The sequence below is a fragment of the Streptomyces sp. NPDC093221 genome, assembly GCF_044753885.1.
Classification (GTDB): Bacteria; Actinomycetota; Actinomycetes; order Streptomycetales; family Streptomycetaceae; genus Actinacidiphila.
In genome coordinates this window covers 38,324-52,249 of the sequence record NZ_JBIVOA010000009.1, presented here as the reverse complement: position 1 = coordinate 52,249, position 13,926 = coordinate 38,324, and the positions used below count along the sequence as shown (strand labels likewise).

Genomic DNA, 13,926 nt, shown 5'->3' with positions numbered 1-13,926 from the left:
CGCGGCTGGGCCCGTCAAGGGCCTTGACACGAGGCTATGCCGACGCCGTCACCCGCTGTCAAGCATGTCCAGGTGCTGGACCACGCGTCTCAGCGTGGTTGACGGATGCCCTGATGGGCTGCTGCACTGTGGGCATGCGTAGCTGTCGGCTCGTCACTCGCGGCCACATCGACTTCGGTCGGGTGTGGTCGGCGTCGTGTTGTTGTAGCTGACCTTTCTCCGACGGATCGTCCCGTCCTCACACACGCGCGCACGCAGCCCCGCCGTTTGGCCGCCCTCCCTCGGGCGCTCCCCTCGCAGGTCACCCCCGCAGGCCGTCCCGCCCACCGGGCTCCCGCTACGGGCCCGACCTCATTCGTAGAGTTCATTCGTAGAGCTCATTCGTACAGCTCACCCGAACACCTCACCCGTACAGCTCATCCGCACGCCCCGCCCGTACAGCCTCAGCAGTCGCACCCGCAGTCGCAGCAGTCACAGCAATCGCAACAATCACCGCAGTCCGAGCAGCCGTCGCAGTCGCAGTTGCTGCACCAGGAGTCGCGGCGCTGCCCGCTCCACGGGTCGTCGTGCTCGCGGCAGCACAGCTCACAGGTGCAGCACATCCCGGCGTAGACCAGGCAGCCCATGACCAGTCCGCGCCTGCGCGGCGGCTCGGGCGGCGGGAAGCCGCCGGGAAAACCGGGGCCGCCGGGCGCGTTCGGCCGCTGGCCCGGACCGTGCGGAGTGCCGCCGGGCGCGCCGGGCGCGTAGGGGTTGCCCGGCGGGGGCGAGGCGGCGGACGGCGCCGCGCCCTGGTGCGCGCAACCGCCGGTGCCGAAGGCCCTGTCCACCGACCGTCCCAATTCGTGGACGAGCAGGACATGGGTGAGCTTGCCCGAGGCGGACCCGGCGAAGTCGGTGTCGCGGAGCGCGAGCCGTATGCCGTGCAGCGCGTCGTCGCACAGCCGCCGCGCCTCGGCGAGGTCGGTGCCGGTCGCGGTGAGCGGGTTCCAGGCGCCGGAGCGGGTGTCCTCGGCCAGGTCCTCGACCGCGTCCAGGAGGTGGGCGAGCCGTCCGAAGAGCCGTCCGGCCTCCGCCAGCGGTTCCCGGTTGGCGGGCCGCCCGGCGAGTACGGCGGTGTGCGCGAAGGCCGCGGCGGTCGCCGTCTCGGTGGGCTCGGTGACGGTCAGCAGCGAGGTGCCGAGTCCGGCCGCCGCCTCGATCCCGCCCTGCCGCCCGACCGCGTCGAGCAGCACCGCGGTGTCGAAGCCCAGGCTGTCGCCGGTACGCGCCCCGGCCCGGTCCCAGCGGCGGGCGACCGTACGGGCCGCCGCGGCGACCGGCCGCCGGGCGAACGCCCCGTCGGCGTCCTCCACATGGTCACGCATCTTCGCCGAGGCGAGCACCAGCGAGACGGCCGCGGCCAGCCGCGCGCCCTCCCCCATGGCGACCGGCGCCGTCCGCATCCCGCGCAGCGGGCACGGCCCGGCCTTGCGGCGCAGGCTGTCGGCGTCACCGGACACGGCCGTCTGCGCCTCGACGAGCACCGACACGACGAGTCCGTCGTAGTTGGTGGCGATTCTCGCGAACTGGCCGTGCCCGTCCCGCAACGCGAGACACAGGCCGCACAAGTGGGCCGTCCAGGAGGCCGCGAGCCCCTCGGACATGCGGTGCCGACACGGCCTGATGATCCCGAACATCGCGTGCTCCCCCGTTGAACTCGCCCGCCCGCAGGGCCGACCCCTGCGACCGGCGGACATATTATCCGCAGCCGGGGGCAGGGGTCAGTCGTCGGCGGCAGCCGTACGGGTCCGTCCGGGCCCACGGTCGGCCGCTCGCCACGACGCGCGGATCGTGTACGACGGTTCGGGGCCGGCCGGTCGGCGCCGGATACGAGCGGACTTACGACGACACGTACGGCCGTGCCTACGAGCGCGTGTACGGCCGGACGGCCCCGCGCGTCACCCGGAAGTGGGGAGCGCTCCCAACGAAGTGTCAGGGGCCATATCCCTGGGCCTGCCTGACGATCCGCCACTATCGTGTGCACCAGTACCGTCACAAGACGCCTGACTGGCGGCAATCCGCTTGGCACATCATCCACATCATGGACGACCATAGGACTGCGGACGGTACTGACCGTGTGAGAGAGGAGGCGTCCATGGGATCGGTTCGACGGGCGAGTGCTTGGCTGGGCCTCGTTGACGACAACGGCGGCGAGGGTTACTACGACGAGGAGTACGCCGACTACGGCGAGGGCTCCGAGCGGGCTGACACGTGGGTGACCGACCCGCGGGTGCGGGTGGCCACCGAGACCGCCGAAGAGCAGGGCCGCAGGATCGCCACCGTGACCCCGGACGGTTTCCGGGACGCGCGCGGCATCGGGGAGCTGTTCCGCGAGGGCGTCCCGGTCATCGTCAACCTCACCGGCATGGAGCCGAGCGACGCCAAGCGCGTCGTCGACTTCGCCGCCGGTCTCACGTTCGGGCTGCGCGGCTCCATCGAGCGCGTCGCCACCAGGGTCTTCCTGCTGACTCCCGCCGACTACATGGTCATGAACGCCGACGCCAAGCGCGGCGGCGACGGCTTCTTCAACCAGAACTGACACTCTGGTTCGACCAGAACCGACACTCTGGCCGCCGCTCCCTCACCAGCCCGCCGGTCCCGCCCCTGCCGGGGGCCGGGGGTTGTCTCCCCGGGGACAACCCCCGATCAGGACCGGGCAGGGCGCTCACCGGGCCGGTACGGCCGCACCGCGTCATCCGCGGAAGGCGTCGAGTCCGGTGAGCGCCTTGCCCAGGACGAGCTGGTGCATCTCGACCGTGCCCTCATAGGTGAGCACGGACTCCAGGTTGGTGGCGTGCCGCATCACCGGGTACTCCAGTGAGATCCCGTTGGCGCCCAGGATCGTCCGGGCGGTGCGGCAGATCTCGATCGCCTCGCGGACGTTGTTGAGCTTGCCGAAGCTCACCTGTTCCGGCCGCAGCCGTCCGGCGTCCATCCGCTGTCCCAGGTGGTGGGCGAGCAGGATGCCCTTGTGCAGTTCGACCGCCATGTCGGCGAGTTTGGCCTGGGTGAGCTGGAAGCCACCGATCGGCCTGCCGAACTGCTCGCGCGTCGTCGCGTACGACAGCGCGGCCTCGAAGCTGCTGCGCGCGGCGCCCATCGCGCCCCAGACGATTCCGTAGCGCGCGTGACTGAGGCAGCTCAGCGGTCCGCGCAGGCCGGTGACCTCGGGGAGCACTGCGTCGGCGGGCAACCGGACGTCGTCCATGACGAGTTCGCTGGTGACCGAGGCGCGCAGGCTCCACTTGTGGTGGATCTCCGGCGCGGAGAAGCCGGGGGTGTCGGTGGGGACGACGAAGCCGCGGATGCCGCCGGGTGCGTCCGTCGTCTGGGCCCAGACGACGGCGACACCGGCCACCGAGCCGTTGGTGATCCACATCTTGCGGCCGCTGAGCACCCAGTCGGAGCCGTCCCGCCTGGCGTGGGTGGTCATGGCGGCCGGGTCGGAGCCGTGGTCGGGTTCGGTGAGGCCGAAGCAGCCGATCACCTCGCCCGCGGCCATCGACGGGAGCCAGCGCTGCTTCTGTTCCTCGGAGCCGTAGCGGTGGACGGCGTACATCGCGAGCGAGCCCTGGACCGAGACCAGCGACCGGATGCCGGAGTCGGCGGCCTCCAGTTCCAGACAGGCCAGGCCGTACTGGACGGCGCTCGCGCCCGCGCAGCCGTAGCCGGTCAGCGGCATGCCGAGGGCGCCGATCGCGCCCAGCTCACGGGCGAGTTCCCTGATGACGGGCAGTTCGCCGCGCTCGTACCAGTCGGCGACATGCGGCAGCACGCGGTCGGCGGCCCATTTCCGTACGGTGTCGCGGACCGCGCGGTCCTCGGGCGTCAGCAGGTCGTCGAGGCCCAGCGGGTCGTACGGGTCGAAGGGCGGGGTTGCGGCTCCGGGCATGACGGGGGACCTCCGGCACAGAAGGACACGGACGGAAACTAGCGGCGGTAACCTACGGCTCGGCGCCGACGTTACGTTTCAGTCTGCCGTGCGTCCAGACCGCTCGGCCCGCCGCGCGCCGGGAGCCGCGGGAGCCGGATGTCCCGGCCGGCGGGAGCCCGATCTCATGGCCAAAGGCAGCGGGTTCGGCGCCCGGCGCCGGGACCTTCGCGCACCCCGTGGCCCGGCCGCCGGGGGCCGGACGCGGCTCACTCCCCCGGCGCGCCGGACCGTACGGCCGCCGCGGGCTCCTGGCGGGCCGGGACCACCAGATCGCAGGTGGCCTGCCCCTTGTCCGCGCCGCATTCCATGACGCGCGGCAGCCGCAGCGCGGCCAGCGCCCCGGTGAGCAGCAGCCCCGCGCTCACCAGCAGGGTCATGTGCAGCCCGGTGACGAAGGAGTGCCGGGCCGCGTGCCGCAGCGCCGCGCCCGAGCCGCCGCCGAGCCGGTCGGCGACGTCGTACGCCTCACCGAGCGAGTGGCCCGCGGCGGTGCTGTCGGCGGCGCTCACTCCCGGGGTGCGGGCGACGCCCGGCGCGTAGGCGGCGTTCATCACACTGCCGAGCAGCGCGATGCCCATCCCGGCGCCCAGTTGGTACGAGGTCTCGCCGATCGCCGCCGCGCCGCCCGCCTGGTGCGCGGGGGATTCGCTGAGCATGGACTCGTAGGCGCCGAAGAGGGTGGCCTCCAGGCCGAAGCCGAGCAGGACGAAGGCGGTGGTGAGCAGGACCGGCCGGTCGCTCTGGCCCATGGCGGTCAGCGCGAGTACGGCGACGGCGGTGAGCACGAAGCCGCCGCAGACCATGCGGCGTGGACCGAAGCCGCGCAGCATGCGGGAGCCGGTGAGTCCCGCGGCCATGGCGGCGAAGGTGAGCGGCAGCAGGCGCAGTCCGGTCTGGAGCGGGCTGAGGCCGAGGACCAGTTGCAGGTACTGCACCGCGATCAGTTCCAGGCCGACCAGGGCGAGCATGGCGAGCACGATGCAGCCGACCGAGGTGGAGAAGGCGGGCTGGGAGAACATCCGGACGTCGATCAGCGGGTGCTCGCGGCGGCGCTGGCGGCGTATGAACCAGACCAGCAGGCCCACTCCGGCCAGCAGCGGGATGAAGGCCGCGGCGTCCAGCGGGCTCGCGCCGCCGCCGAGCCGCTTCATGCCGAGGACCACGCCGAGGACGCCGAGGGCGGCGGTGACCGCGCCGAGCACGTCCCACGGGCCGTCGGTGCTGCCCCGGGACTCCGGCAGGAGTATCCGGCCGAGCGGCAGCATCACCGCCATCAGCGGGATGTTGATCAGGAAGACCGAGCCCCACCAGAAGTGCTCGACGAGGAAGCCGCCGAGCACCGGGCCGACGGCGGCGCCCACCGCGGCGACCGCGCTCCACACGCCGATCGCCGTCGCGCGCTCGCGGCGGTCGGGGAAGACCTGTCGAAGTATCGACAAAGTGGCAGGCATGATCATCGCGCCGCCGGCGCCGAGCAGCGCGCGGGCGGCGATCAGTACGTGGGGCGTCGGCGCGAAGGCGGCGAGCGCGGAGGCCACGCCGAAGAGGGCGTAGCCGATCAGCAGGACCTTGCGGCGGCCGATGCGGTCGCCGAGTGTCCCGAAAAGGATCAGCAGAGAGGCGGCGATCAGCGGATAGGCGTCCACGATCCACAGCAGGTCCTGGGCGCCGGGCCGCAGATCCTCGGTGAGGGCGGGGACGGCCACGTGCAGCACCGTCGCGTCGAGAGCGACGATCAGCAGGCTGACGCAGAGGACGAACAGAATGGTCCACCTGCTGACCGGCCTCGTCATACGCATACCTCCACGAACGAGTGAGTCGTCAGCGTACGCGAGACCACTCGCTGGTCACGGGCTCACAACACCCGGTCACCGCCCCCGCGGGACCCCCTCGGACACCCGTCTCGCGCCCCGGCGCCGCCCGTGCGCGGCCCCGTTCGATCACGTCGGCCCGGGTATGGACGGGGAAACTGCGGAGAAAGGTGAGGGAAATAAGCAATAAATAAGAAGGCCGCACCTTGCCGACCCTGTGAGTATCAACACCCGAACATAAACTCCAGCCACTCCCGCATTCCGCCCGAATCACCGGCCGCCAAAGGGCTCCCTGAGACGCACTCCACATCACATCGTCATTACAAAGCAGCTCGTACGGCCGAACTATGCCGTCACACGCTGTAACGTCGATTGAGTGCGAACCGATGAGAAGCGCCTCCGTACGGCGGAGCGCCCGACCACCCGCGACCTGCCGCGGATGAGCCGAACACGCGTGTGGCTGTTCGGTTCGACGCTGGCGGTCTACGTGGCGATCGTCGTGGGCGTCCTCACCACTTCCAAACTGGTGACGCTGGACTGGCAGGTCATGCTCTGGCGTCCCTACAAACAATGGCCGCAAATCCACGCGTTCCTGGATTATTTCGTCGTCCTCGGCCAACGAGGTCCCACCGCGGTGATGGTGCTCGCGTGGCTGGGGTGGCGCGCGTGGCGCCACCGCACGCTGCACCCACTGCTGGTCCTCGGCACCTCACTGCTGTTGCTGAACATCACCGTGGGAGCCGTGAAATACGGTCTCGGGCGGCTCGGTCCGCACTACGCGACGACCGTCGGCTCCGCCGAGATGTTCGCCGGCGGCGATATATTTCCCTCGGGTCACACCGCCAACGCGGTCGTGACCTGGGGCGTTCTGGCGTATCTGGCCACGACTCCGCGCGCCCGCAGGCTGGGGTCCGTGGTGAGCGCGCTGCTCGCGCTCGGCGTGGGCGCCACGACGGTCTACCTCGGTACGCACTGGGTGAGCGACGTGCTGCTCGGCTGGGCGGCCGGTCTGCTGATCCTGCTGGCGCTGCCGTGGTTCGAGCCCGCGATGGCACGGGCCGAGGACTTCCTGGCCTACGCCTGGGCCCGGATGCGCACCGGTTCCGCCGAAGCGGTCCTCCGCCCGGAGGCCGTGAGCCCGGTGCTGGTCGCCCAGCGCTCCCCGGCCTCCGCGCAGGACGAGGACCCGGACGCGGAGCAGGAGGAGCACGCGCCGAGCCGCGCGACGGTCGGCGCGGTCGCCCGGGGCGCCACCGCGGCGGTCACGGCCACCACGACCACTCCGGTCGCCGCCGCCCCGCACGCGCCCGGCAGGCCGCCCACCGGACGCAACGAGCGCACACCGCTCACCCCGGTCGGCAGCCGCCGTCCGCCCGTCGAGCGCCCGGCCAGGCCCACGACCCCGCTCGCGCACCAGCAGGTGCGCGGCCGGGGCATCGCGGGCTGAGCCGGGCGGCTCGGCCCGTCAGCCGACCCAGCAGCGCTGGACGCGGCCCCCTTCCACGGTGAAGTTCAGCCGCCCGACGACGTACTCCATGGTCACGATCGCGCCGGGCGGCAGGCTGCGCACCGTCTGCCAGCCCCGCTGCTCGGCCAGGCGCTCGGCCTCCCGCGCGTCGAGGCCGGTGTAGGCGTCGGGGTCGTCGGCCGGGCTCCGTGGGGGCCGCGGATCCTGTGGGGTCTGAGGGTTGTGAGGCATACCTTCACGGTAGGCGTCCCCGGCACAGAACGACCTTGATCATCACGTTTCTGTCACAGATCGTGCCCTACGGTGCGCTCCGTCCCCGTGAATACCCGCAGGTCACTGAATTACCTGTCCACACAACTCCCGCACAGCATCTTCGCAATGCCTCCGGTTACTCGCGGGTCCATGAGCATGAAGAGATAGGAATTGGGTAGACGGTCGTCTTTAACTGACGATGTGTTGCCTTCGGCGTCCGGCCTTCCTGACCGCGGCCCCCGTCATGTCCCCCGCGGACAGCAGGGCGCCCATCGTCCGCCCGACCGACGCGCGGACCGCGGCGCGCGGACGGGCGCCGCCGCGCGCCCGGTCGTCCAGCAGCCGCTGGAAGAGGTCCACATGGCGCCGGGCGATGACCGAGGGGTCGTAGTGCGCCGAGGAGGCCAGCGCGGCGCGGCCCATCTCCCGGCGGCGCTCGTCGTCCTCGATGAGCGACAGCAGCGCGGCGGCGATCGCGTCGATGTCGCGCGGCGGCACCAGCAGACCGTTCACGCCGTCGTCGACGATCTCCCGCGGCCCGAGCGGGCAGTCGGTGGAGACCACGGGAAGCCCCGCGCACATGCCCTCCACCAGCGTCATGCCGAAGGACTCCAGGGTCGAGGTGACGGCGAGCACCGACGCCTTGGCGAGCTCCGGTTCGATCGGCGAGACCGCGCCCATCAGCTTCACGTTGTCGCGCACGCCCAGTTCGGTGACGAGCGCGTCGAGCTTCGCGCGCTCGCGGCCCGAGCCGTACAGCCGCAGCGTCCAGTCGGGGCGGCGGTCGCGGACGAGGGCGAAGGCGCGGATCAGGTCGTCGTAGCGCTTGGCGGGGGCGAGCCGACCGGCGGCGACCACGACGGGCGCGGTGCAGTCGGAGGGGGCGGCGCCGGTGGGCGGCACGCTGTTGGGGACGGCGGCGACCCGGACGCCCGGCATACGGCGGCGGTAGACGGCCGCGTCGGCCTCCGTGGTGGTGGTGACGGCGTCCAGGCCCGGGTAGTGGCGGCGCAGGGTCAGCACGAGCCGCGTGGAGTGCGTGTCGAGCGTCAGGTGTTCCTGGGCGACCCGGACGAGGCCGCGCGGCGCCTGGCGGGCGAGGTGCACGTTGAGGCCCGGCCGGGTGCCGACCACCACGTCGGTGTCGAGTTCCGCCAGGCACGCGCCGATGCGTTCGTCGGTGATCGGGCTGTAGAGGGCGTGCCGCCGGTCGGTGGACGGGAAGATCGCCGACGGCCGCTGGTGGCGCGGGTCGTCGAGGACGCCGTCCTGGGCGCCTTTGCGGATGTCGACCAGATATCTCAGCCGGATCCGGGGGTCGTACGTGAACTCGGGCCGGTCGCGGTCGCGGAAGACCGAGACGATCTCGACCTCGTGCTCGTCGGCCAGCCGCGCCGCCAGATTGCGCACCGTGCGAATGGTGCCGCCGATGCCGTACGTGGTGTGTATCAGGAAGGTGATGCGCATGGGCGTGCCCGTGTTCCTGTTCCCCCGCTGGACGCGGGTCGGTCGGCCCGCGCGACCGACCGTAGCAACCGTGGCGCGTCCCTTTGCCGGACGCGCCACGGACGGGTGAACGGGGTTGACTCGGGTGGGCCGCCGCGTCAGTTGACGGTGAGGACGGTTCCCGCGATCAGCCGGTCGGGGTCGGGGCCGATGAGGTCCTTGTTGAGCTGGTAGAGGTACTGCCAGCCCCCTTGGGTTCCATAGGAACGGGCAATGGCCGACAAGGTCTCGCCGCTCTTGACGGTGTGCACGATGTGGCGGTGGCCGGTGAAGCCGTTGCGCCGCGCGCAGACCGGCCAGGCGTTCCAGCCCTGCACCTTCAGCACTTCCTCCGCGACCGAGATCTGCTCGGCGGGGGTGGCGAGGTCGGCGCGCCGGGCATAGGCGCGACCGCCGAACAGCTCCCAGGTGGGCTGCCAGAACTGGAGGCCGCCGTAGTAGCTGTTGCCGGTGTTGATGTGCCAGTTCCCGCTGCTCTCGCACATGGCGATCCGGTCCCAGACGGTCGGGGACCCGGCGGCGGCCCGCGCGGCCTGGAAGGCGATGGCCGCCTGTACCGACGGCACCGACTGCGGGGACCCGCCGGACCGCTCGGGCTGCTGCGGCTGTCCCGGCCGCTCCACGGGCGGTGGGACGGCCGGCGCGCCCTGGGCGGCCGTCGCGGGTGGCGCGGCGGCCACCGGCAGCAGCACGGCCGCACCGAGCGCGGCCAGCGTGGCGGCGGCGCGTGCGACGGCCACGGCGACGCGCACCGAGGCACGCGGGGAGACGATATGACGATAAGACGACTGATCGCTCATCGGGCCACGCTAAGCACGGCCGCACCCCGGATCGGGGGCATCGCGTCCGTACGTCGCGTGTACCCCACCCGGTCGGACCACAACGGGGTGGGGCACACGGGGGAACGCGGCGGGTCCGGTTTACGGCGGCCTTACGACGCTCCGGCACCGAACGAGCGCGGTCCCGGGGCGCCCCGGCCGGGCGGGCGCCCGAACCGCCCCTCCGGCGGACGGTCCGTCACCAGTGCGGCCACCACGCCGGAACGACCGGGCCCTGACCCCGCTCCGCCGGGCCACGCACGACGGCGATCAGGGCGGTGCGTGTCGCGTTGCGGTCGGCCCGGCCCTCGGCGGCCGACTCGTAGCGCGGCATGGTCCGCCGTACGACCTTCGCCGGTTCCCGCTTCTTCGGCTCGGCGGCGGGCTTGACGGTCTTCCTGACGGGCTTGTCGAGGGACTTGCCCGTCGACTTCGAGGACGGCGTACCCGCGGACGGCGCGTCCCCGTAGGCTCCCGCGCGGCGCGAGCAGACGGGCCAGGCGCCCCAGCCGCTGGCGCGCTGGAGCTTTGTCGCTATGGCGATCTGCTGCTCGCGGCTGGCGAGGTCCGCGGTCGGCGCGTACGCGGTGCCGCCGTAGGACCGCCAGGTGCCGGGGGCGAACTGGAGTCCGCCGTAGTAGCCGTTGTGGGTGTTGATGTGCCAGTTCCCGCCGCTCTCGCACTGCGCGATACGGTCCCACACCCCGTTGTCGGCCGCCGACGCCTCTCCCGCGGCGGCCAGCACGCCCAGCGGCGCCAGTGCGGCGACGCCGGTCAGGAGCGCGGTGTGCCGGTACTTGCAGTTCAAGACCATGGATTCCCTCTCCACGGACCCGGGTGTCCCCCCTGCTGCGTCACGACGGGCGCCGCTCCCCCACGGATGCGGCGCCCGTCCGAACCCGGGCGGTGCGATTTGCACACGGCGGGCGAATCTAGGCAGCCGCACCCCCTCGCACCAAACAATTGCCGTCCGCCGCAGGCCAGTTGAGGGTTACCGGCGGTAAGAAGACGAGGTTTACGGGTGATTGGCGCGTACGTATCGTCGTAAATGAGGATCTAAACGGCGCGCTCCGTGAGTAGCCTCACAGGCCCAACTTTCGTCACCCACACGGCCGTTCGACGCTGCGTGAGCGATTCGCCGGGAATCTCACCCTCGGCGACCGGTAACGGAATACATCCCCCCGCAAAGCGTGACTCCCACCACAGATCATCCGTTGTCACTATGCGCCGGGACAGGTCCGGCGTTCCGGCCGGATTCGTGACCGCACCACCGCACTTCAAGGAGACTCCCGTGCCGCCCATGCTCGACGTGAGTGACGAGGTACGAGCCGAGATCGGCGACGAGGAGACCCAGCGGCTCCTCAACGGCGCCAACGCTCCTGGCACGTACGACTGCACGTCCTGTCGCACCCCCGGGGACACCGGGCAGGAGCGGACCAGCACCGTGCTCTTCGTGGGCGACGAGACGGCGGTCCTCGCCTTCGCGCACGCCGCCTGCATCCCCTCGCAGGTCGTCCCGGTCACCGAGGAGCAGTTGCAGGGCGCCGTCCGCAGCATCGGCGGCCCCGAGACGGCGGCGGGGCCCTCGATCGGCGGCCAGGCCGACGCGCCGCCCGTGGAGACCGCGCCCCGGCAGGCGGTGCTCGGCATCACCTGCGGTCTGATCATCGTCGAGGAGACGCTGCGCCCGGCGCTCGTGATCGAGCCCACCGGGCCGGTCGCACGGGTCGGCGCCACCGGCGCGGGCGACGACTTCCTGCCGCTGCTGATCGAGCAGGGCTTCATGCCGCATCTCGACCTGGAGGTGCCGCCGTCGCCACTGTCGGGCTGGTCGGTGCTGCTGGCCACCGGGCGGCTGCACGCCGTGCTCCAGCCCGGCGCGGGCGGCACCCCCGGCACCGCGTGGTGGCAGGCCCACCAGCCGCTCCAGGTCAGCGACGGCTGGCGGAACGCCGTCAACCGGACCAACGAGGTGTACGTCTACGCCGCCCCGGCCGGTTCCATCGGCCGTCAGCCGCGCGAGGACCTGATGCGGGACGCCCTGGCCAGGGCGTGCTCGCGGGGCCTGCTGGTGGCCGCGACGATGCCGCTGTCGGGGACCTGAGCCACCCGTCTCACCGGAAACGAGGGGCGTGTACGGGACACCGTGCGCGCCCCTTCCGCGCGCCCACTGCCGCCCGGGTCAAAGATCTGCAATTCAACCGACTGGCCCGCATCCCGGACAACACCGGCTCGTTGGCACATACGTGCACACCTTTGACACCTCCTCCCGGGCCCCTTTCCAGCGCTACATCCCGTCCATGCGCAGCGCGCTGGACGCGACCGGGGGCGGTGCCACAGAAACACCCATCTACGACGCGCTCTACTCGGAGTACCAGCGGCTCTTCCGCACGCTGCCCGGCGACCGGACCGGCGAGGAGGCGTTGCAGTTCAACGGCTTCACCACCTGGCACGCGGAGCAGCCGGCGTACGCCCCCGGCAGGCACCGCGGCAACGGCCCGGCGGCGCTGCCGCCGGGCCGTCCCGACAATCGGATGCCCGGGCTCTGACCCCAGGAGCCCCCGGCTCGCGGGGGCCCGTGCGCGCCGCTACTTCTTGCGCCCGCGCTTCTCGCGGACCCGCACCGACACCTGGATCGGCGTACCGGCGAAGCCGAACTCCTCGCGCAGCCGACGCTCGATGAAGCGCCGGTAGCCCGCCTCCAGGAAGCCCGAGGCGAACAGCACGAACCGCGGCGGCTTGATGCCCGCCTGCGTCCCGAACAGGATGCGGGGCTGCTTTCCGCCGCGGATCGGGTGCGGGTGCGCGGCGACCAGCTCGCCCAGGAACGCGTTGAGGCGGCCGGTCGGCACCCGGGTCTCCCAGCCCGCGATGGCCGTCTCGATCGCCGGGACCAGCCGCTCCATGTGCCGCCCGGTGCGCGCCGAGACGTTGACCCGCGGCGCCCACTGCACCTGCACGAGGTCCTTCTCGATCTCGCGCTCCAGGTAGTAGCGCCGCTCCTCGTCCAGCAGGTCCCACTTGTTGTACGCGATCACGACCGCGCGGCCCGCCTCGACGGCCATGGTGATGATCCGGGTGTCCTGCTCGGCCAGCGTCTCACTGGCGTCCACCAGGATGACCGCGACCTCGGCCTTCTCCAGCGCCGCCGCCGTACGCAGCGACGCGTAGTAGTCCGCACCCTCGGTGAGGTGGACGCGGCGGCGGATGCCCGCGGTGTCGATGAACTTCCAGGTGACACCGCCGAGCTGGATCAGCTCGTCCACCGGGTCGCGGGTGGTGCCCGCGACCTCGTTGACGACCACCCGGTCCTCGTTGGCCACCTTGTTCAGCAGGGACGACTTGCCGACGTTCGGGCGGCCGATGAGCGCGATCCTGCGCGGGCCGCCGACGACGTCGCCGAAGGTCAGCGCGGGCGCCTCGGGCAGCACCTCGATGATGGCGTCGAGCAGATCGCCGGTGCCGCGGCCGTGCAGCGAGGAGACCGGGTAGGGCTCGCCGAGGCCGAGGTTCCACAGCGCGGCCGCGTCGGCCTCGCCGGACGGTCCGTCGACCTTGTTGGCGGCCAGCACGACCGGCTTGCCCGCGCGGCGCAGCAGCCGTACGACCGCCGCGTCGGTGTCGGTGGCGCCGACGGTGGAGTCCACGACGAAGACCACCGCGTCGGACGCCTCGATGGCGAACTCGGCCTGCGCCGCCACGGAGGCGTCGATGCCGAGGACGTCCTGTTCCCAGCCGCCGGTGTCCACGATCTTGAAGCGGCGGCCGTTCCAGTTCGCCTCGTACGTGACGCGGTCGCGGGTGACGCCCGGCTTGTCCTCCACGACCGCCTCGCGGCGGCCGATGATCCGGTTGACCAGTGTCGACTTGCCGACGTTGGGACGGCCGACCACGGCGAGCACCGGCAGCGGGCCGTGCCCGGCCTCGGCCAGGTCGTCGGCCACCTCTTCGAGGTCGAAGCCCTCCTCGGCGGCAAGCTCCATGAACTCGGCGTATTCGGCGTCGCCGAGCGCGCCGGTCCCGCCGTGCTCGGTCTGCTCGTCTGCGTGGTCCATGAGGTATCTCCGTCGATCAACTGTGGCGGCTGCGGTAACC

Annotated in this window: 12 protein-coding genes; 4 read left to right on the top strand and 8 right to left on the bottom strand. The window is 71.9% G+C overall.

Features of this window, described 5'->3' with window-relative positions; genetic code table 11:
* Nucleotides 1-443: 443 nt before the first annotated feature.
* Nucleotides 444-1,679 (bottom strand): DUF5685 family protein, encoded by a 1,236-nt coding sequence (locus tag ACIQCJ_RS28530; RefSeq protein ID WP_402712960.1) that lies wholly within the window; start codon nucleotides 1,677-1,679, stop codon nucleotides 444-446.
* Nucleotides 1,680-2,137: 458 nt separating this feature from the next.
* Here ACIQCJ_RS28530 and ACIQCJ_RS28525 point away from each other — a divergent pair, with 458 nt between their 5' ends.
* On the top strand, nucleotides 2,138-2,581 hold the full coding sequence (locus ACIQCJ_RS28525; RefSeq protein ID WP_188283772.1) for a cell division protein SepF: 444 nt from the start codon (nucleotides 2,138-2,140) through the stop codon (nucleotides 2,579-2,581).
* 153 nt (nucleotides 2,582-2,734) lie between these two features.
* On the opposite strand, the gene ACIQCJ_RS28520 is transcribed toward ACIQCJ_RS28525, so the two are convergent.
* Both ACIQCJ_RS28520 and ACIQCJ_RS28515 read right to left on the bottom strand, forming a co-directional pair.
* Entirely contained in the window at nucleotides 2,735-3,934 is a 1,200-nt protein-coding gene (locus ACIQCJ_RS28520; RefSeq protein ID WP_188283771.1) for an acyl-CoA dehydrogenase family protein, read from the bottom strand.
* Nucleotides 3,935-4,182: 248 nt separating this feature from the next.
* On the bottom strand, nucleotides 4,183-5,775 hold the full coding sequence (locus ACIQCJ_RS28515; RefSeq protein WP_402712959.1) for an MFS transporter: 1,593 nt from the start codon (nucleotides 5,773-5,775) through the stop codon (nucleotides 4,183-4,185).
* A 388-nt stretch (nucleotides 5,776-6,163) separates the two neighbouring features.
* On the opposite strand from ACIQCJ_RS28515, the gene ACIQCJ_RS28510 reads away from it, so the two are divergent.
* Nucleotides 6,164-7,234 (top strand): phosphatase PAP2 family protein, encoded by a 1,071-nt coding sequence (locus ACIQCJ_RS28510; RefSeq protein ID WP_401313499.1) that lies wholly within the window; start codon nucleotides 6,164-6,166, stop codon nucleotides 7,232-7,234.
* 18 nt (nucleotides 7,235-7,252) lie between these two features.
* On the opposite strand, the gene ACIQCJ_RS28505 is transcribed toward ACIQCJ_RS28510, so the two are convergent.
* From ACIQCJ_RS28505 to ACIQCJ_RS28490, 4 genes are all read right to left on the bottom strand, one after another.
* Nucleotides 7,253-7,486 (bottom strand): I78 family peptidase inhibitor, encoded by a 234-nt coding sequence (locus ACIQCJ_RS28505; RefSeq protein ID WP_188285797.1) that lies wholly within the window; start codon nucleotides 7,484-7,486, stop codon nucleotides 7,253-7,255.
* Between the two features lie 210 nt (nucleotides 7,487-7,696).
* Entirely contained in the window at nucleotides 7,697-8,974 is a 1,278-nt protein-coding gene (locus tag ACIQCJ_RS28500) for a glycosyltransferase family 4 protein (RefSeq protein ID WP_401313497.1), read from the bottom strand.
* Nucleotides 8,975-9,111: 137 nt separating this feature from the next.
* A complete protein-coding gene (locus ACIQCJ_RS28495; RefSeq protein WP_355333479.1) occupies nucleotides 9,112-9,813 on the bottom strand; it encodes a transglycosylase family protein in 702 nt (233 codons plus the stop codon).
* A gap of 217 nt (nucleotides 9,814-10,030) precedes the next feature.
* Complete coding sequence (locus ACIQCJ_RS28490; RefSeq protein WP_401856345.1) at nucleotides 10,031-10,645, bottom strand: transglycosylase family protein; 615 nt, start codon at nucleotides 10,643-10,645, stop codon at nucleotides 10,031-10,033.
* Between the two features lie 477 nt (nucleotides 10,646-11,122).
* Here ACIQCJ_RS28490 and ACIQCJ_RS28485 point away from each other — a divergent pair, with 477 nt between their 5' ends.
* On the top strand, nucleotides 11,123-11,935 hold the full coding sequence (locus ACIQCJ_RS28485; protein ID WP_402712958.1) for a hypothetical protein: 813 nt from the start codon (nucleotides 11,123-11,125) through the stop codon (nucleotides 11,933-11,935).
* A gap of 196 nt (nucleotides 11,936-12,131) precedes the next feature.
* Entirely contained in the window at nucleotides 12,132-12,380 is a 249-nt protein-coding gene (locus tag ACIQCJ_RS28480) for a hypothetical protein (protein ID WP_355333486.1), read from the top strand.
* Between the two features lie 39 nt (nucleotides 12,381-12,419).
* On the opposite strand, the gene der is transcribed toward ACIQCJ_RS28480, so the two are convergent.
* Nucleotides 12,420-13,886, bottom strand: a complete 1,467-nt coding sequence (gene der / locus ACIQCJ_RS28475) for a ribosome biogenesis GTPase Der (RefSeq protein WP_401725229.1) — start codon at nucleotides 13,884-13,886, stop codon at nucleotides 12,420-12,422.
* Nucleotides 13,887-13,926: the final 40 nt, after the last annotated feature.

Excerpts from the sequence above, each read along its gene's own strand:
- ACIQCJ_RS28530 (WP_402712960.1), bottom strand. The coding sequence starts at position 1,679 with ATGTTCGGGATCATCAGGCCGTGTCGGCACCGCATGTCCGAGGGGCTC.
- ACIQCJ_RS28515 (WP_402712959.1), bottom strand. The coding sequence starts at position 5,775 with ATGCGTATGACGAGGCCGGTCAGCAGGTGGACCATTCTGTTCGTCCTC.
- ACIQCJ_RS28495 (WP_355333479.1), bottom strand. The coding sequence starts at position 9,813 with ATGAGCGATCAGTCGTCTTATCGTCATATCGTCTCCCCGCGTGCCTCG.
- ACIQCJ_RS28480 (WP_355333486.1), top strand. The coding sequence starts at position 12,132 with ATGCGCAGCGCGCTGGACGCGACCGGGGGCGGTGCCACAGAAACACCC.
- ACIQCJ_RS28520 (WP_188283771.1), bottom strand. The coding sequence starts at position 3,934 with ATGCCCGGAGCCGCAACCCCGCCCTTCGACCCGTACGACCCGCTGGGC.
- ACIQCJ_RS28525 (WP_188283772.1), top strand. The coding sequence starts at position 2,138 with ATGGGATCGGTTCGACGGGCGAGTGCTTGGCTGGGCCTCGTTGACGAC.
- der (WP_401725229.1), bottom strand. The coding sequence starts at position 13,886 with ATGGACCACGCAGACGAGCAGACCGAGCACGGCGGGACCGGCGCGCTC.
- ACIQCJ_RS28505 (WP_188285797.1), bottom strand. The coding sequence starts at position 7,486 with ATGCCTCACAACCCTCAGACCCCACAGGATCCGCGGCCCCCACGGAGC.
- ACIQCJ_RS28490 (WP_401856345.1), bottom strand. The coding sequence starts at position 10,645 with ATGGTCTTGAACTGCAAGTACCGGCACACCGCGCTCCTGACCGGCGTC.
- ACIQCJ_RS28500 (WP_401313497.1), bottom strand. The coding sequence starts at position 8,974 with ATGCGCATCACCTTCCTGATACACACCACGTACGGCATCGGCGGCACC.